This is a genomic window from Neorhizobium tomejilense (genome assembly GCF_964254135.1).
Classification (GTDB): domain Bacteria; phylum Pseudomonadota; class Alphaproteobacteria; order Rhizobiales; family Rhizobiaceae; genus Neorhizobium; species Neorhizobium tomejilense.
Genome location: NZ_CAXUSO020000001.1, coordinates 2,061,998 through 2,079,241, shown reverse-complemented (window position 1 = coordinate 2,079,241; position 17,244 = coordinate 2,061,998). Strand labels below are relative to the sequence as shown.

The 17,244-nt window shown below is 62.3% G+C and carries 14 protein-coding genes; 7 read left to right on the top strand and 7 right to left on the bottom strand.

The window, feature by feature from the left end; translation table 11 throughout:
• Nucleotides 1-31: 31 nt before the first annotated feature.
• On the bottom strand, nt 32-1,426 hold the full coding sequence (locus ACSQ3G_RS10690) for a L,D-transpeptidase (protein WP_436110006.1): 1,395 nt from the start codon (nt 1,424-1,426) through the stop codon (nt 32-34).
• Between the two features lie 193 nt (nt 1,427-1,619).
• On the opposite strand from ACSQ3G_RS10690, the gene ACSQ3G_RS10685 reads away from it, so the two are divergent.
• The 3 genes from ACSQ3G_RS10685 to ACSQ3G_RS10675 all read left to right on the top strand — a co-directional run bounded on the left by ACSQ3G_RS10685 (nt 1,620) and on the right by ACSQ3G_RS10675 (nt 3,300).
• Nucleotides 1,620-2,459, top strand: coding sequence for a DUF4432 family protein (locus ACSQ3G_RS10685; RefSeq protein WP_436110005.1), 840 nt, complete (start codon nt 1,620-1,622; stop codon nt 2,457-2,459).
• An 89-nt stretch (nt 2,460-2,548) separates the two neighbouring features.
• Nucleotides 2,549-2,887 carry a protein tyrosine phosphatase family protein gene (locus ACSQ3G_RS10680; protein ID WP_046633474.1) on the top strand — a complete coding sequence of 113 codons (339 nt, stop codon included), beginning with the start codon at nt 2,549-2,551 and terminating at the stop codon, nt 2,885-2,887.
• A 71-nt stretch (nt 2,888-2,958) separates the two neighbouring features.
• Nucleotides 2,959-3,300 (top strand): RidA family protein, encoded by a 342-nt coding sequence (locus ACSQ3G_RS10675; RefSeq protein WP_436110004.1) that lies wholly within the window; start codon nt 2,959-2,961, stop codon nt 3,298-3,300.
• A gap of 61 nt (nt 3,301-3,361) precedes the next feature.
• Here the strand turns inward: ACSQ3G_RS10675 and ACSQ3G_RS10670 are convergent, their stop codons facing one another.
• From ACSQ3G_RS10670 to ACSQ3G_RS10655, 4 genes are all read right to left on the bottom strand, one after another.
• Nucleotides 3,362-5,023, bottom strand: coding sequence for a thiamine pyrophosphate-binding protein (locus tag ACSQ3G_RS10670; RefSeq protein ID WP_436110003.1), 1,662 nt, complete (start codon nt 5,021-5,023; stop codon nt 3,362-3,364).
• Nucleotides 5,020-6,222, bottom strand: a complete 1,203-nt coding sequence (caiB, locus tag ACSQ3G_RS10665; RefSeq protein WP_436110002.1) for a succinate--glutarate CoA-transferase — start codon at nt 6,220-6,222, stop codon at nt 5,020-5,022. Before caiB ends, ACSQ3G_RS10670 begins: the two co-directional genes overlap by 4 nt.
• A 1-nt stretch (nt 6,223) precedes the next feature.
• Complete coding sequence (locus ACSQ3G_RS10660) at nt 6,224-7,186, bottom strand: DMT family transporter (RefSeq protein ID WP_436110001.1); 963 nt, start codon at nt 7,184-7,186, stop codon at nt 6,224-6,226.
• 115 nt (nt 7,187-7,301) lie between these two features.
• Nucleotides 7,302-8,240: an alpha/beta fold hydrolase gene (locus ACSQ3G_RS10655; protein ID WP_436110000.1), complete on the bottom strand. Its 939-nt coding sequence runs from the start codon at nt 8,238-8,240 to the stop codon at nt 7,302-7,304.
• Between the two features lie 91 nt (nt 8,241-8,331).
• Between ACSQ3G_RS10655 and ettA the strand changes: the two genes are divergently transcribed.
• The 4 genes from ettA to metF all read left to right on the top strand — a co-directional run bounded on the left by ettA (nt 8,332) and on the right by metF (nt 14,552).
• Nucleotides 8,332-9,981: an energy-dependent translational throttle protein EttA gene (ettA, locus tag ACSQ3G_RS10650; protein WP_105424279.1), complete on the top strand. Its 1,650-nt coding sequence runs from the start codon at nt 8,332-8,334 to the stop codon at nt 9,979-9,981.
• A gap of 222 nt (nt 9,982-10,203) precedes the next feature.
• Entirely contained in the window at nt 10,204-12,501 is a 2,298-nt protein-coding gene (locus ACSQ3G_RS10645) for a methyl-accepting chemotaxis protein (RefSeq protein WP_436111701.1), read from the top strand.
• A 151-nt stretch (nt 12,502-12,652) separates the two neighbouring features.
• On the top strand, nt 12,653-13,651 hold the full coding sequence (locus ACSQ3G_RS10640) for an ArsR/SmtB family transcription factor (protein WP_105424280.1): 999 nt from the start codon (nt 12,653-12,655) through the stop codon (nt 13,649-13,651).
• 13 nt (nt 13,652-13,664) lie between these two features.
• Nucleotides 13,665-14,552, top strand: coding sequence for a methylenetetrahydrofolate reductase [NAD(P)H] (gene metF, locus ACSQ3G_RS10635; protein ID WP_436109999.1), 888 nt, complete (start codon nt 13,665-13,667; stop codon nt 14,550-14,552).
• Between the two features lie 417 nt (nt 14,553-14,969).
• Here metF and ACSQ3G_RS10630 read toward each other — a convergent pair whose 3' ends face one another.
• Together ACSQ3G_RS10630 and ACSQ3G_RS10625 are read right to left on the bottom strand one after the other, a co-directional pair.
• Entirely contained in the window at nt 14,970-15,899 is a 930-nt protein-coding gene (locus ACSQ3G_RS10630) for a DMT family transporter (protein ID WP_436109998.1), read from the bottom strand.
• Between the two features lie 86 nt (nt 15,900-15,985).
• Nucleotides 15,986-17,188, bottom strand: a complete 1,203-nt coding sequence (locus ACSQ3G_RS10625) for a lytic murein transglycosylase (protein WP_436109997.1) — start codon at nt 17,186-17,188, stop codon at nt 15,986-15,988.
• Nucleotides 17,189-17,244 lie beyond the last annotated feature (56 nt).

Sequence of the window (17,244 nt, the reverse complement as noted above, 5' to 3'; positions counted from 1 at the left end):
GTGCCGACGGCTGATAGGTTGTGCCGGGATCTTACTCGGTGAATTCTACCGTCGTGCCTGGCTTGACCATCTTGGCAAGTTCCCTTGCGTCCCAGTTGGTCAGGCGGACGCAGCCGTGGCTGTTGGTCTTGCCGATCTTGGAAGGTTCCGGCGTGCCGTGGATGCCGTATGTGGGCTTCGAGAGGGCGATCCACACCGTACCGACCGGGCCGTTCGGGCCCGGCGGGATCTGCAGGATCTGGTCGTTATTGCCCTGCTTGAAATTGATCTTCGGATTGTAGGTGTAACCGGGATCGAGCGCGATACGTTCGACCGTGTGGGTTCCGGTCGGCGAAGGCGTGTCGGTGGAGCCGATGGTGGCCGGATAGGCGGCGACCAGGCGCCCGTCCGCGCCGTAGGCGAAGACCTGTTTCCTGGCCTTGTCGGCGAGAATGCGGGTGACCTGACCGGCCTTCGGCTGGCCGGGATTGATCACCTTGATGGTCGAGCCGGGGATGGTGAAATCGACGCCGGGATTGAGCGCCTTCAGATAGTTCTCGTCCATGTGGAACTGTTCGGCGAGCTTCTCCGTCACGGACATATAGGACATGGCCGGCAGCTGCGACTTGTGGGCATAGTCTTCCGGGATCGACGCGACATAGGGACCGGCGGCATCGGCCGGGGTGATCGTGTAGTCGACGATCGGCAGGCCGCCCGAATAGGTCAGCCGCTGCATGATGTCTTCGGAATTGTTCGGATCGAGCGTCTCACCGGTCATTTCCTGCCAGGCGGCGATCGCCTTGTTGACGTTGTCGCCGAGATGGCCGTCGATCACGCCGGGCGAGATGCCTTCGCGGTCCAGGAAGACCTGAAGTGCTGCGATCTGGACCTGCGGCTTCTTGGTGACGGTAATGATCGGCTTCTGCGGCAGAAGCGTTTCCGCCGGCCGCTGGTCCGGTTCGATCGAAGCCTCCTGCGGATAGCCCAAATCGTCGTCGGGGAGGGCCTGGTCATCCAGTGGCATGCGGCTGACCGAGCCTGGCCCTGGGATGCCGCCGGTAACGGCGCCTGGTTCGCCCGGCCGATACTCGCGGTAGTCGCGATAACCGCCTGCACCCTGCTGGTAACCGCCCGAATCGCGCAGCGACCGGTAACCGCCCGGCACCGGCGGATATTCCTGCCTCTGGTTGGGGCGATAGGTTTCCCCGCGGATTTCGGTCGCGACGACATTGCCGAAATGGTCGATGAGGACCCGGCGCCCCATGCCGTCGCGGCTGATAATGACGTCACGGCGATCCGGTTCATAGTCCAGGATCGAACCATCGGGAGCAACGAGCATCGTTTCCGAGGGATAGCGGCCGTAGCGGTTCTGCGCCTCGGCGGAGGGAATTCCCTGTGCCGCGGTCAAGATCGCCAGACTTGCGCATGCAAAAAATAGCCGCTTCACGATGTCACCGACTTCCTTGTTTCCTACTTAAACGTAATCGGGAAATCGGACATTGGTTCCCGCCCGTTCGCCTGTCGCCACAGACAAGTTAAATTTGACCGTAGTGTGGAAAAAGTGAATTCGTCATGAACACACCGTTAAATTCACTTCACGATCGGTTAGAAGTTTTGACGAAACCGTGAAGGGAATGATTATGAAGGCTTTTTCCGCCGCCAACGGACCGAGGATTTTCCTGGACCAGAGCTCCGTTCTCGATATCGGAGGCTGTTTTGTCGGCGATGTGGACCTTGCTCCGGGCCGGGCCATTCCGGACGACGGAGATCCGCGAATCGATCATTCGCTCGAAGGCTTTCTCTTCACCTGCGGGCCGGACCATATTCGTCACCCCGAGGCGATCGAAGGCGCCTCTGACGGCCGGAAATTTCCGCTGCACGGATCCTTCTCCTCCCACCCCGCCGAAATCCTGTTCTGGGATGCGCAGGGGCCGGATGCGGAGTGCCGTGCCCGCGTGCCGCTGACCCTTGCGACCGGCGAGACGGCCCTCCTCGAACGCCATTGGCGGATCGACGGGGCGACGGGCGAGGTGAGTCTCTCGGACAAGGTTACCAATACCGGCTCGAAGCCGTTCGCGCGGGTGCATATGTACCACATGAATATCGGCGCCTGGCTGTTCGACGACCGGGTCCGGCTGAGTGGCGCGATGCTCGACAACGGCGGCTTCCCCTGGACCTTTGGCGGTGAGACAGGCGGCATATTCTGCGTCCCGGCGGCCGTCGAGGGCGAGCAGTGGGCCGAAGTTGCGCTCGGTCCGATCGCAGCGATCGGCGGACTGACGCTGAAGGTGAAATTCAGGACCGATACGCTTGCGCATCTGCAGGTCTGGCGGAACCAGAAGGCGCCGGCGCATGTGCTTGGGATAGAGCCGGTTTCACATCGCCTGGCAAGCCGCCAGGAACTGGCGGCAAACGGGGAACTCGGCTTCGTCAAACCCGGCGAAAGCGTCGAATACGGACTGCGCTTCTGCTTTGCCTGAGACCTGCCGTCCGGCGGCCGTCGCCCGATTGACGCCCGGGCGGCACCGTCGTAATGCTGGCGCCTCAATCAGAACGGAGGGCTCAAGCCATGGATATCCGCCAGATCAACGACGAGTATTCCGTCACCGGCCAGATCACCGTCGAGGACCTCGATCAGATCAAGGCCATGGGGTTCAAGTCGGTCGTCTGCCATCGTCCAGACGACGAAGAGCCGGGCCAGCCGCATTTCGCCGAGATCGAAGCTCGCGCCAAGGAACTTGGTCTCGACATCAGCCACATCCCAGTCGGCCGCATGGGCGTCGATGAGCAGGGCGTCAAGGCGATGGTCGATGCGCTCGACGAATTCCCGCGCCCTATGCTCGGCTTCTGCCGGTCCGGCGCCCGTTCGACGGCGATCTACGAAAAGAGCCAGCATCTGCGCGGCTGAAGATTTTCCGCGGCCTCGTGCCTTTTGCGCGGGGTCTTTTCCCGAAGCTCAATTTTTTTGAGGAGAATTCCATGAGCATCCAGCGCATCGAGCCGGCCGCCCGCATGAGCGCCGCCGTCGTCCACGGCAACACCGTCTATCTGGCCGGCCAGGTCGGCGAAGGCGAGAGTGTCACCGACCAGTGCAAGGACGCGCTTGCCGAAGTCGACCGTCTGCTGGCAGCCGTCGGTTCCAACAAGTCGAAGATCCTGCAGACGATCATCTATCTCTCCGACATCGCCTATTTCGGCGAAATGAACGCTGTCTGGGAAGCCTGGATCGACCCGGCCAACCCGCCGGCCCGCGCCACCAGCGAAGCCAAGCTCGCTGCACCGAAGTACAAGGTCGAGTTCATCGTTACGGCTGCGATCTGATCGCTGCGATATTGATTCAAAAAACCGGCCTATCGCTCTGATAGGCCGGCTTTTTCTATTTTCAGGCCTTTTCGCGGATCTGGGTCAGCGTCCTCGCTGGCGTGATCGCTTCCGGATCGAGCCTGACCTCGATGATCGAGGGTTTGCCGCTGGCGCGCGCTCGCTCATAGGCAGGGCCGAACTCTTCCGTCTTCTCGACCAGCTCCCCGTGTCCGCCGAAGGCCTTGGCATAGGCGACGAAATCCGGGTTGACGAGGTCGGTGGCGCTGACGCGGCCCGGATATTCACGCTCCTGATGCATGCGGATCGTGCCGTAGATGCCGTTGTTGACCAGCACAGTGATGATCGGCAGTCCATAGCGGACAGCGGTGATGAATTCCTGGCCATGCATCATGAAGCAGCCGTCGCCGGCAAAGCAGACGACTTCACGTTCGGGAAACAGCTGTTTTGCGGCAACCGCGGCTGGCAGGCCGTAGCCCATCGAGCCGGAGGTCGGGGCGGACTGGGTGTTGTATTTGCGGAAGCGGTGGAAACGGTGCAGCCAGGTGGCGTAATTGCCGGCGCCATTGGTGAAGATCGCGTCGTCGGGCACGTTCTCCTCGATCCACTGCATGATCGGCCCCATCCTGACCGGGCCGGGCCCGGCCTCCGGCGGCGTCGACCACTTGAGGTAGGAGTCGTGCAGCGCCGATTTACGTTCGGCCCAGAGAGGGGCGGCCGGCGGGTCGAGTTCCTTCAGGGCGGCGACGAATTCCGCAGGGGCGGCGCAGATCGGAAGGTCAGGCCGGTACATGCGGCCGAGTTCTTCCGGATCCGGGAAGACATGGACGAGCTTCTGCTTCGGGTAGGGGATATCGATCAGCGTATAGCTGGAGGAGGGCATTTCCGACATGCGGCTGCCGATCAGCACCAGCAGGTCGGCCTCCTTGACCGCCTTGGCGAGCGCCGGATTGATGCCGATGCCGACATCGCCCGCATAGGATGGGTGCAGGTGATCGAAGAGCATCTGGCGGCGGAAGGAGCAGCCTACGGGCACCTTGAAGCGGCTGGCGAAATCCTGGAAATCGGCAACCGCCTGCTCGCTCCAGCGGGTGCCGCCGAGGATGAACATCGGACGCTCGGCATTCTTCAGCATGGTTTCGAATGCGGCGATCTGGCTTTTGCCGGGATGGCTTTCGACCGGCATGTAGGCACGGGCTTCGGGCGCCTCGACCTCTTCGACCAGCATGTCTTCCGGCAGCGTCAGCACGACCGGACCGGGGCGGCCGGAGGTGGCGACGGCAAAGGCGCGGGTGACGAATTCCGGAATGCGGCGGGCGTCGTCGATCTCGCCGACCCATTTGGCGAATTCGGTGAAGGCGCGGCGGTATTCGACCTCCTGGAAGGCCTCGCGCTCCTTCATCTCGCGGCCGATCTGGCCGACGAAAAGGATCATCGGAATGGAGTCCTGCCTGGCGATGTGCAGGCCGGCCGACGCGTTGGTGGCGCCGGGGCCGCGGGTGACCATGCAGATGCCCGGTTCGCCGCTGAGGCGCCCCCAGCTGTCGGCCATCATCGCGGCACCGCCTTCCTGGCGGCAGACGAGGATCTCGATCCCGCTTTCATACAGCGCGTCGAGTACGGCGAGATAACTTTCCCCGGGCACGCAGGAGATGCGCTTGACGCCGTTCGCCTTCAGCGCCTCGACGATGAGCTGCCCTCCGGTCTTCATGACGGTGTTCATTTTTCTCTCCCCTCTTTTTCGATTTGATCGAGTTGCGCCAGCACGTCTGCGGTATGTTCGCCGAGCGCCGGGCTCGGTCGGTGATAGACAAGCGGCGTTTCCGACAGCACGATCGGGCTGCGCACGCCCGGGATGACGGTGCCGTCGGCCGCTTCGAGGTCGATTCGCAGCCCGCGCTCCTTGACCTGCGGATCGTCGAACATTTCGGCAATCGAATTGATCGGGCCGGCCGGCACCGCATTGTCGCCGCAGGCGGCGAGCAGCTCGGCCTTCTTCCATTTCGACGTCTCCGCAAGGATCAGCCGGCGCACTTCGACGCGGTTGGCGACGCGCGCCTTGTTGGTGGCGAAACGCTCGTCATCGGCCATCCCATCGATGCCGAGGATGCGGCAGAGGCGGCGGAACTGGCCGTCATTGCCGACGGCGAGAATGAGGTAACCGTCTTCGGTGGCCAGGACCTCGTAGGGGCTGATGTTCGGATGGGCATTGCCAAGCCGCACCGGTGCCTCGCCGGAAACCAGGTAGTTCATGTTCTGGTTGGCGAGGATGCCGGCCTGGACGTCGAGCAGGGCCATGTCGACATGCTGGCCTTCGCCGGTCTTCATCGCATGGATCAGCGCGCCCTGGATGGCGGTCACCGCATAGATGCCGGTGAAGATGTCGGCGATCGCGACGCCCGCCTTCATCGGCTGGCCATCCGGCTCGCCGGTGATCGACATGAAGCCCGACATGCCCTGGACGATGTAATCGTAGCCGGCGAGATTGGCGTAGGGGCCGTTCTGGCCGAAACCGGTGATCGAGCAATAGATCAGCTTCGGATTGATCTTTTTCAGGCTCTCGTAGTCGAGCCCGTATTTGACGAGGCCGCCGAGCTTGAAGTTCTCGATCAGCACGTCGGCGGTCGCGGCCAGCCGACGGACGATGTCCTGGCCTTCCTCCGTCTTGAGGTCGACGGCGATCGAGCGTTTGCCGCGGTTAGTGGAGTGGTAGTAGGCGGCCGACAGGTTTTCACCGTCCTTGCCTTCGACGAAGGGAGGACCCCAGGCGCGAGTGTCGTCGCCACCATCGGGATTTTCCACCTTGATGACGTCGGCACCCATATCCGCCAGCATCTGGCCGGCCCAGGGACCGGCAAGCACACGGGCGAGTTCAATGACGCGGATGCCGGTAAGCGGCGGTTTTTTGGGTGTCTGGGTCATGTCACGGGGTCACGGTTGATTTGGCGGCGCTGGTTACCGGCTTCATGGAGGCAACGCGGCGTTCCCGCCAGATGATGTAGAGGCCGGAGCCGATGATGATCGAAATGCCGAGCCATTTGACCGGATCGGGGAAGTCGCCGAAGACCAGCCAGCCGAACAGGGTTGCCGAAACGATCTCGAAATATTGCAGCGGCGCGATCACGGATGCCGGCGCGGCGCGATAGGCATAGACGGCAAGGATGCCCGACAGGGCCGCGAAGGCGCCGACGCCCGCGAGCCACAGCAGGGTCGTCCAGTCCGGTATGGAGGGCGCCAGGAAGGCGATGCCGGTCCGGTCGCCTACGAGGAGCAATATGGCCGAGATCGGAATTCCCCACAGCGCCATCTGGAACTGCATCGACCAGGGATCTTCACGATGCGCCAGCGCCCGGGTCAGGATCGCGAAGATCGCCACGCAGAAGGCGGTGACGATCGGCAGTAGCGCCACGAAGCCGATTTCCTGGAAGCTCGGGCGGATGACGATCATGGCGCCGACGAAGCCGGCCGCGCAGGCGGTATAACGCCGCCAGCCGATGGTCTCCTTGAGGAAGATGCTGGAAAGCACCGTCAGGATGATCGGCTCGACGAAGAAGATGGCGATCGCATCGGCCACTTCCATGACCGCAAGCGTCGCCACGAAGCAGACCATGGAGACCGTGATGAGGCTCGCGCGGATCGCATGGAAGACGCTGAGCCGCCAGGAGAACGTCCGCCAGTATCCATTCCAGAGCACGATCGGCAGCATGCAGAGTGCCTGGAAAACGAAGCGGGCGGCAGTGATGAAGGTGGGCGATGCGGTATCGGTGGCAAGCTTGGAAAAGATGTCGATAAAGGGCGCGATCAGCATCGCGACGATCATCAGGCCGAGGCCGTTGACGATCCGGTTCGGGGCTGATGCGACAAGGCTTGCGGGCGACGAATTCATGGATTTCCTATAGCCGGGACCGGTTCCGGAAGCACTTGATTAAATGTCATGAACTCATTCCGTTTGATATGCGGGGCCGTTTGATATGCAGGGCCGTTTTATATGGACTGTCGATTCAGATCGCCGGCGCCGGGACGGGCAGGGCGGTGCGGGCCCAGGCGGCGAATTCGGCGGTGGCGCGGGCCCGCACCGTATCGTTCAGCGTTTCGTGGCGGGTGCCCGGCCAGATCTTGGTGGTGACGTCGGAAAAGCCGTTGCGCTTCAAATGCTCGGACAGCCACAGGATTTCGCGGCCGCCATTGGTCGCCGGGTCCTCGGCGCCGCCGATCAGGTGGATAGGCAGAGTTTTCGCCAGCCGATCAACGAGTTTCGGCGCGCGAAAAGTGAGCTCGAAAAGATCGAGCCACAGCGAGACGCTGGCATCGAAACCGCACAAGGGATCGGCGATATAGGCGTCGACGACATCCCGGTCATGGCTCAGCCAGTCGAATTCCGTACGGTGGCCGGGAATAGACTTGCCCCAAGCTCCGAATGTGAGTTTCGGCAGAAGCCCGCTTGGAACATCCGAACCTTTCAGGGCCTTTTCGATGCGCAGGATCACCTGCGCGGCGCGGCCAGCCGGGCCTGGATGGAAATTGGAATTCCAGACCGCGACGGCATTAAAGCTGTCGGGATGGTCGACGGCGGCATTGAGCGCGATCAGGCCGCCCATGGAATGGCCGAAGAGCAGGACCGGCAGGCCGGGATGGGCATGTGCCGCCATGTCGCGCATGGCTTTGACGTCCGCGAGCACCAGGCCGACGCCGTCGCGCCGGGCGAAACGGCCGATCGGCGCATCCGGCGCGGTCGTCTCGCCGTGGCCGCGATGGTCGAAGGCATAGACGTGGAAGCCGTGGCCGGCCATCGCCTCGGCGAAAGCCCGGTAGCGCCTGGAATGCTCGGCAAGCCCGTGCGAGATCAGCAGGATCGCAAGCCCCGGTTCTGCCGCCGGCTGGTAATGATAGGCAAGGTTTGCACCCGTCGGGCTCTTAAACCGCCTCGTTTCGTCGAACATCCTCGCTCCCTCGACCGTTCGCGCATTGCTCCCGGCCACCAATTCGCCTACATAGCGGCAAACCGAAATTCCCCCCGGAGCACTTTTATCCATGGCACGTCAGTTCATCTATCACATGTCGGGACTCAACAAGTCCTACGGCGCCAAGAAAATCCTTGAGAACGTCAATCTGTCTTTCTACCCGGATGCCAAGATCGGTATCCTCGGCCCGAACGGCGCCGGTAAGTCGACCGTGCTGCGCATCATCGCCGGCCAGGACAAGGAATATACCGGCGAAGCCTGGCTCGCAGAAGGCGCGACCGTCGGCTATCTCGAACAGGAACCGCATCTCGACGAGTCCAAGACGGTTTTCGAGAACGTCATGGAAGGCGTTGCCAAGAAAACGGCCGTCCTCGACCGCTACAACGAACTGATGATGAACTATTCCGACGAGACCGCCGACGAGGGCGCCAAGCTCCAGGACGTCATCGACAGCCAGAACCTGTGGGATCTGGAAAGCCAGGTCGAGATGGCGATGGAAGCGCTGCGCTGCCCGCCGCGCGATTCGGAAGTCACCAGCCTGTCGGGCGGTGAACGCCGCCGCGTCGCGCTCTGCCGTCTCCTGCTGTCGCAGCCGGATCTGCTGCTGCTCGACGAACCGACCAACCATCTGGACGCCGAAACCATCGCCTGGCTTGAAAAGCACCTGCGCGACTATCCGGGCGCCGTGATGATGATCACCCACGATCGCTACTTCCTCGACAACGTCACCGGCTGGATCCTCGAGCTCGACCGCGGCCGCGGCATTCCCTACGAAGGCAATTACTCGGCCTACCTGCTCGCCAAGGCCAAGCGCATGCTGCAGGAAAACCGCGAAGAAGCCGGCCGCCAGAAGGCGATCAGCCGCGAACAGGAATGGATCGCATCCAGCCCGAAGGCGCGTCAGGCCAAGTCCAAGGCGCGTATCAAGTCCTACGAACAGCTGGTCGACGCCGCCGAAAAGCAGCGTCCCGGCGACGCGCAGATCATCATCCCGGTCAGCGAGCGCCTCGGCCAGGTGGTCATCGAGATGGAAGGCATCACCAAGGGCTTTGAAGGCCGCACGCTGATCAACGACCTGTCGATCAAGCTGCCGCCGGGCGGCATCGTCGGCATCATCGGCCCGAACGGCGCCGGCAAGACCACGCTGTTCCGGATGATCACCGGCCAGGAAACCCCGGACGCGGGTTCGATCCGGGTCGGCGAGACTGTCCACCTCGGTTACGTCGACCAGAGCCGCGATGCGCTGGACGGCAACAAGACCGTCTGGGAAGAAATCTCGGGCGGCGCCGAAATCATCAAGCTCGGTAAGTTCGACATGAACTCCCGTGCCTATTGCGGCGCCTTCAACTTCAAGGGCGGCGATCAGCAGCAGAAGGTCGGCAACCTCTCGGGTGGTCAGCGCAACCGCGTTCACCTTGCCAAGATGCTGAAGGCCGGCGGCAACGTTCTGCTCCTCGACGAACCGACCAACGACCTCGACACGGAAACGCTGGGTGCGCTCGAAAGCGCGCTGGAAAACTTTGCCGGCTGCGCCATCATCATCAGCCACGATCGCATGTTCCTCGACCGCCTGGCGACGCATATCCTTGCCTTCGAAGGCGACGGCCATGTGGAATGGTTCGAAGGCAACTTCGAGGACTATGAGCAGGACAAGGTCCGCCGACTCGGCCCCGACGCCCTCAACCCGGGCAGTCAGGCTCACAAGCGTCTGACGCGTTAATCTTTTTTAGCTTCACCTAATTCAAAACCCCGGCTCTGCCGGGGTTTTCGTTTTATGCAAGATTAATAAAGGCTAAAATTCGAACCCCCAAAATTATAGGTATTTTTGACGTAGCCCGATAAAGACAATTGCAAAGATTGCCAGCGCATTTTCGCCCAGGGAGACCATGTCCGCGTGGGTCTTGACGCTGTCATGATGACGGCCCGCTTCAAAGGGTTTTTCATGCTGCGTTTGATCGAACGTCTGCCTTTCCGTACATCGTTGACGCTTCTTGCTTCTGTTCCACTCCTGGCCGTGATTGGGCTCGGCGCGTTCGTCACGTTGAATAGCTACGGCGCTTATCAAAAGCTCTCCGGCGCGGCGGCCCTTGAACGTCTGGCTGGGGCGAGTGGACGGCTGATGCTTGCCTTGCCGGTTGAAAGTGCCGCTTCGCCCGATCAGCGCAGCCAGATGCGCCAGAAAACCGATGAGGCCTACAAGGCAATCGTTGCGGGCTACAACGAAGTGGTCAGTGCCGGCTATGCGGACACGCTCTTGACCGACATCAAGCGCACTCTCGACGAACGATACGCCAAGATTTCGGAGTTCCGCGGCAAGGTGGACGCCGGACCCATCGATGCGATGGTGCCGCTTCTCTATCTGCAGCCGCTTTCCGCGTCCTCCATCCAGCTGACCGCGCGAACCGGCAATATCATTGAGGATCGCGATCTCCAGCAGGGAGTAACCGGCTACGGCGCCCTGCTGCAGTATAATGAAGGTTTTCTCGTTCTTAACCGGATCGGTATGCAATACACCAAGAACGGTACGCTTTCACTTGAAGAGTTTGCTCGCTTCGGTGCTGCAACGACCCAGATCCGAATCTACGGTCAGCTCGTGCGCGAGTTCGTAAATCCTGCGATTGTTTCCCAGCTGGACACGTTCATGCAGTCGGCCCCAGGTCGAGTGGTTCAGCAAAAGATCGAGGAAATGGCGAAGAATACAGCCTTCACGCCTGCTCCTGCCGATCTGGACAACTGGACCAGGGCAATGGCATCGCGTCGCGACTTCGTTGGTCAGTTGTTGGTTGAAACCGCAGCGAGCGTCCACGCGCAAGCCACGTCCAAGCTTGGCAATTCCTACAATTCGTTGGTGACGTCGCTGACGCTGCTTGGCGCATTTGTCATCGCCGCCATTGCCTTGTCAGTCGTGATCGCTCGCCAGCTATCCAAATCAATTCGTCGGGTCGGCGACCGGATGGCAAGCCTTGCCTCCGGCAATACCGAGGAGGCGATTCCCTACGCCGACCGCAAGGACGAGATCGGCGCCATGGCCCGTTCGGTCGAGGTTTTCCGCGAAGCCGCTATCCGCAATCTTCAACTGGAAGCCGATGCGGAGGCCACCCGTCGTCGCTCCGAAGCCGAGCGCATCGAAATGCAGCGCCAGAGCGAGGCGGATGCGGAGGCGAAGCTGACCCAGGCTACCGGTGCGCTCGCCGCCAACCTTCGCCGCCTTGCCGCCGGCGATATGCTCTGCGAGGTGAACGAAGCTTTGGCGCCGCAGTTCGAAGGCCTGCGCCACGACTTCAATACCTCTGTCCGCCAGCTGCGCGACGCACTGCTCAGCGTCGGCAATTCGGTTTCCACCGTCACCAGCGGTTCGAGAGAAATCTCCGACGCATCCGACAACCTGTCCAAGCGCACCGAACAACAGGCCGCCTCGTTGGAAGAAACGGCGGCGGCACTCGAGGAGATCACCGCCAACGTCGTTTCGACCTCGAAGCGCACCGGCGAGGCTCGCGACGTCGTCCGCGACGCACGGACCCGTGCGGACCATTCGGGCCAGGTCGTCCGCAACGCGGTTGCTGCTATGGAGCGGATCGAGAAGTCGTCCAGCCAGATCTCCAACATCATCGGCGTGATCGACGAGATCGCCTTCCAGACCAACCTGCTGGCGCTGAACGCCGGCGTGGAAGCGGCGCGTGCCGGTGAAGCCGGCAAGGGTTTTGCGGTCGTCGCCCAGGAAGTCCGCGAACTCGCCCAACGCTCGGCAAACGCCGCCAAGGAAATCAAGTCGCTGATCTCCAACTCGGCGGTTGCCGTCAGCGAAGGCGTCAAGCTCGTCAGCGAGACGGGCGAGGGGCTCAACGTCATCGAGCAACTGGTTCAGACCGTCAACGGTCACATGGATGCGATCGCAATCGCGGCACAGGAACAGTCGGTCGGCTTGGCCCAGGTCAACACCGCCGTCAACCACATGGACCAGTCGACCCAGCAGAATGCAGCAATGGTCGAAGAGATGAACGCCGCGGGCGCCGGCCTTGCCCAGGAGAGCGGCAAGCTCAGCGATCTCCTCTCGCACTTCCAGCTCGGCGGCAGCGCCTCGGGCCAGCTTCGCGAGACGGCGAGCCGCATGCGCGCGCCGGCGGCTCCGGCCTCGCGCCCGGTTGCCGCTGCACCGAGCCGTCCGATGCCGGCGCGCGCTCCGATTTCCCGCGGAAATACCGCCCTCGCGCAATCCGCCGACGAGTGGGAAGAATTCTGATCTTCCTGGTACAAACAGACCTTGAGAGGGCGGCTTCGGCCGCCTTCTGCGTTTCAGGCGACCTCGTCGGATCCATCAGTTGCCGCTTGCATAGAACGGCAAAACGATATAAACATATCTTTATATCTTGATTGCGTAAGGATGCGGCTGAATGGGATTGGCGCTCGACACCCTGGTGGACGTACTGAAAACAGCCGGCGAGCCGACGCGCTTCCGCCTGCTTGCGCTTCTCGCTGCCGGGGATCTCACCGTCACCGATCTTACCGAAATCCTGGGCCAGTCGCAGCCGCGCATTTCGCGGCATCTGAAGCTGCTTGCCGAAGAGGCGCTGATCGATCGCTATCAGGAAGGCGCCTGGGCTTATTTCCGGCTGAAGCAGGAAGGCAAGGCGGCAACGCTGGTGAGGACGCTGCTTGCCGCCTCCTCGGAGGAGGATCCGGTGCTGCTGAGGGACAGCGAGCGGCTGACGACGGTCAAGCGCCTGCGTGCCGAACGCGCCCAGGCCTATTTCACGCGCAACGCATCCGAATGGGACGAGCTTCGCCGCCTGCATATCAGCGACGCGGCAGTCGAATCGGCGCTGCTCAAGCTGATCGGCCCGACGCCTGTCGACGCGCTTCTCGATCTCGGCACCGGCACCGGCTGGATCCTCCAGCTTCTGTCCAACATCTACCGTCGCGCCGTCGGCATCGACGCAAGCCGGGACATGCTCTCGGTCGCCCGGTCCAATCTCGACAAGGCCGGTATCGTCAAGGCGTCCGTCCGGCATGGCGACATTCTCAACCTGCCGCTCGAAGGCCAGGATTTCGACCTGATCACCGTTCACCAGGTGCTGCACTTCCTCGACCAGCCGGAACTGGCGATCGCCGAGGCAGCCCGCGTGCTGCGTCCGGGCGGCCGCCTGCTGATCGTCGATCTCGCACCGCATACGCTCGAATACCTGCGCAACGACCATGCCCATGTGCGTCTCGGCTTCTCCCATCAGGTGATGGCGGAGTGGCTCGAGAAGGTGGGCCTCGAAGTCGAGCAGGCGATCGATCTTGGTTCCGGCAAGGAAGGCGGGCTCACGGCCACTGTCTGGCTCGCCCGCGACCGCCGCCTGCTGATCGCCGCCCATCATGCATCCGCCCAATCGCAAACCGTCCTTTAAGGGAGCTGAACCAATGACCGCCGATAGCGAAACTTTCAGCGTTTCCTTCGAATTCTTTCCGCCGAAGTCGGAAGAGATGGAGGGCCAGCTCTGGGATACGGTCGATGAACTGGCGCTCTGGGATCCGAGGTTCGTTTCGGTCACCTATGGTGCGGGCGGTTCGACCAAGGCGCCGACGATCAACACGGTGCGCCGCCTGGTCGGCGAGACCTCTCTTGCGACCGCCGCACATCTGACCTGCGTCGATGCCACGCGCGAAGAGACGCATTCCGTCGTCGGCGAGTACCGCGCCGCCGGCATCCGCCATATCGTTGCCCTGCGCGGCGATCCGGCGAGCGGTGTCGGCACCGATTATCGCCCGCATCCGCAGGGTTATGCGAATGCAGCGGAGCTGGTGCGCGGCCTGACGGAACTTGGCGGCTTCGACATTTCCGTCTCCGCCTATCCCGAAAAACATCCGGAAAGCGCCGATCTCGGCGCAGACATCGAAATGCTGAAGCGCAAGGCGGATGCCGGCGCTGCCCGGGCACTGACCCAGTTCTTCTTCGACAACGACGTTTTTGAACGGTACCTCGAAAAGGTCCGCGCCGCCGGCATCGCAATCCCGATCGTGCCGGGCATCATGCCGATCCAGAACCTGACCCAGCTCAAGCGTTTCGCCGGCCGCTGCGGTTCCTCGGTTCCGTCTTTCCTGGATGCCCGTTTCGAAGGGTTGGACGACAAGCCCGAGGATCGCGCCAGCGTGGCTGCCGACATCGCCGCCGAACAGATCGAGGATCTGATCCACCGCGGCCTTGGCGACTTCCACATCTACACGATGAACCGGGCACCGCTCGTCTCCGCCGTCCTTCAGCGGCTTGGCCGCCGGCAGATCCGCACGCCGCGCATCGCCGCTGCCTGAGCGCAATGAAAAAAACGCATGCTCCTACGAAAGGAGCATGCGTTTTCACCGGAAGTGCTGATTATCAAACGGTCTTGGATGCGATATCTTGAACTGGTAGTGGAACTGGTGGCGCTCAAATGAAGAGCATGGATGCCACAAACACAAACGCTGCACTGACTACCAAGACATTGAGAGAGTATGTACGTCCCATGTCTGCCTCCTTGCGTTGACGGGCAGACTTTATGTCGGTTTTGTGCCGGTTGGGAAGCGTATTTCTATGCTGCAGCGCCGTCCGCCTGTTCACCTTATCCCTGCACGGATCTCGTAAGTCGCTGATTTTTATCGGTAAAGCATCCGTTAATCTTAATTTCCGCAGAGTTAAAAAGCCGTGTACGGCTGTTAACTTCTGACATATTCCGTGATGGTTTCGACCCGTTACGACGCGCCAGACGGCGAATTGCTGCGCCTGCGAAGGAGCCTTCCGTCGAGCAGGACCAGGCCGAAACCGATCAGCAGCATGCCGATGAGGTCGGTCGCCTCCAGTCTTTCGCCGAGGAAAAGCGCGCCGAGAAGGATCGCGCTCGGAGGCACGACGAGCGTAACCAGAGAGGCATTCGTCGCGCCGGCCATCCCAAGGATACGGAAATAGAGGAGATAGGCGAAGGCGGTCGACAGGAGCGCCAGGGCGAGGATTGCAAGGATGGCATGTGTCGACGGGGCGGGCAGCGCCCAGGGCTGGTCGGCGAGCAGCGACACGGGCAGCATCATCAGGCTGGAGGCCGTGAGTTGTCCGGTGGCGCTGACCGGCGCTGGCAGGCCGCGGAAACGTTTGCCGTAGGTGCCGGCCACTCCGTAGGAGATTGCCGCAAGGATCGGCAGGATCAGCGCCCAGAGCGGCGCGGACGCCGCCGCCGTGACGCCTGGACCGATCAGCACGGCTGTCCCGGCAAGACCCGCAAGGCAGCCGGCGATTTTTGCGGGTGTCAGTTTTTCGTCGGCGGTCCAGCGATTGGCGATCAGCACCGTCCAGATCGGCGTGGTCGCGTTGAGGATCGAAGCGAGACCGGCGCCGATCTCGGTCTGGCCGAAGAAGATCAGCGTATGGGGAAGGGCGTTGTTGATGAAGCCCATGACCAGGAAGGACCGCCAGTGGGTTCTAAGCGTCGCATAAAGCCCGAACCGGCCGTGCAGATAGATGTGCAGCGCCGCTGCTGCCAGGAACAGGCGCAGGAAGACGAGGGTGAAGGGCGGCACTTCCAAGACTGCGACGCGCGCGAAGAAGAACGAACCGCCCCAGATCAATCCGAGCAGCAGGATCAGGGCCCAGGCGGTGGCGCTGGGCTTCGGAATAGCGGCGGTTGTCATGCAAAATCCCCCTCACGGTCAAGGTCAGGGGATATCCCTTTGTTCCGCGAACCGCCACCCGATTTCGGTCGGGCGGCGATTGTATTTCAGAGCGCGGAGAGCAGGGTCTGGGTCGGCCAGCCGTCGGCTGGCTGGCCAAGGCGTGCCTGTTCCTTCTGGACGGCCTGGCGCGTGCCCGACCCCAGGATGCCGTCGACCTTGCCGATATTGTGGCCGAGCGCTTCCAGCTTGGTCTGCAGCGCCTTCATGCTGGTGTCGTCCAGGCCCTGGTCCGGCGTGCCCTTCAGATAGGTCGGAGCACCCGAAAGCCGGGTCGCGAAATAGGCGGCCGAGGTCGTGTAGATGAACGACTGGTTCCATTCCAGATAGATGCTGAAGTTCGGATAGGTCAGGAAAGCTGGTCCCTTGCGACCCTGCGGAAGGATCAGGGCTGCGGGCAGGTTGCCGAAATTGGTCGCGCCGTCACGCGGGGTGACGCCGAGCTTGAACCATTCGCTGGCCGGGATCTCGTTGCCGAGGCCGGACTTGTCCCAGGGGAGGTTCTCCGGCAGCGTCACTTCCTGGATCCACGGCTGGCCAGGTTTGAAGCCCATGCTCTGGATGAATTTTGCGGCCGTGAGGATAGCGTCCGGGGAACTGGCCTTGACGTTGATATGGCCATCGCCGTCACCATCGACGCCGTGCGCGATAATATCCTCGGGGAGCATCTGCACCTGGCCGATCTCGCCGGCCCATGCGCCCGTGTTGGTGGAAGGATTGAGGTCCCCGTGCTGGACCATCTCGATCAGGGCGATCAGCTGCGGGCGGAAAAGCTGCGGGCGGCGGCAGTCGTGCGCGAGCGTCACCAGTGCGTTACGGGTGTTGAAATCGCCCTGCACGGCACCGAAATCGGTCTCCATCCCCCAGAAGGCGGTGATGACGCCGGGCGCCACGCCGAATTCCTTCTCTGCGCGGGCGAAGACCTCCGCATACTGCTTGATTTTTTGGCGGCCGATGTCGAGGCGCGCCTGGCTGACGGTGCGCTGCGAAAATTCGAGGAAGGTCTGGCGGAAGACGCCTTGAGCCCGGTCGCGAGACAGAACCTTCTGATCGATCTGGGCACCGGCGAGCGCTTCGTCTACCGCGCTTGCCGAGGCGCCCTTGGAAGTGGCTTCCGCCTTGACGCCGTCGAGGAAAGCGCCGAGATCGCCGCCGCAGGCGATAGCCGGGGCCTGGGCGAGGGCGGTGGAGGCAAGGCAACTGGTGATGACGGAGGCAAGGGCGAGGCGGCGGGCAAAGCGAGCGGACATTCGGCGTTCCTAGAATCTGAGTAAGCGCCGTCCGATCTCGGAAAATTTTGTGACCG

Coding starts and splice junctions, on each gene's coding strand:
- ACSQ3G_RS10640 (WP_105424280.1), top strand. CDS start 12,653: ATGGGATTGGCGCTCGACACCCTGGTGGACGTACTGAAAACAGCCGGC.
- ACSQ3G_RS10645 (WP_436111701.1), top strand. CDS start 10,204: ATGCTGCGTTTGATCGAACGTCTGCCTTTCCGTACATCGTTGACGCTT.
- ACSQ3G_RS10675 (WP_436110004.1), top strand. CDS start 2,959: ATGAGCATCCAGCGCATCGAGCCGGCCGCCCGCATGAGCGCCGCCGTC.
- ACSQ3G_RS10680 (WP_046633474.1), top strand. CDS start 2,549: ATGGATATCCGCCAGATCAACGACGAGTATTCCGTCACCGGCCAGATC.
- ACSQ3G_RS10660 (WP_436110001.1), bottom strand. CDS start 7,186: ATGAATTCGTCGCCCGCAAGCCTTGTCGCATCAGCCCCGAACCGGATC.
- ettA (WP_105424279.1), top strand. CDS start 8,332: ATGGCACGTCAGTTCATCTATCACATGTCGGGACTCAACAAGTCCTAC.
- metF (WP_436109999.1), top strand. CDS start 13,665: ATGACCGCCGATAGCGAAACTTTCAGCGTTTCCTTCGAATTCTTTCCG.
- ACSQ3G_RS10630 (WP_436109998.1), bottom strand. CDS start 15,899: ATGACAACCGCCGCTATTCCGAAGCCCAGCGCCACCGCCTGGGCCCTG.
- ACSQ3G_RS10685 (WP_436110005.1), top strand. CDS start 1,620: ATGAAGGCTTTTTCCGCCGCCAACGGACCGAGGATTTTCCTGGACCAG.
- ACSQ3G_RS10670 (WP_436110003.1), bottom strand. CDS start 5,023: ATGAACACCGTCATGAAGACCGGAGGGCAGCTCATCGTCGAGGCGCTG.
- caiB (WP_436110002.1), bottom strand. CDS start 6,222: ATGACCCAGACACCCAAAAAACCGCCGCTTACCGGCATCCGCGTCATT.
- ACSQ3G_RS10625 (WP_436109997.1), bottom strand. CDS start 17,188: ATGTCCGCTCGCTTTGCCCGCCGCCTCGCCCTTGCCTCCGTCATCACC.
- ACSQ3G_RS10655 (WP_436110000.1), bottom strand. CDS start 8,240: ATGTTCGACGAAACGAGGCGGTTTAAGAGCCCGACGGGTGCAAACCTT.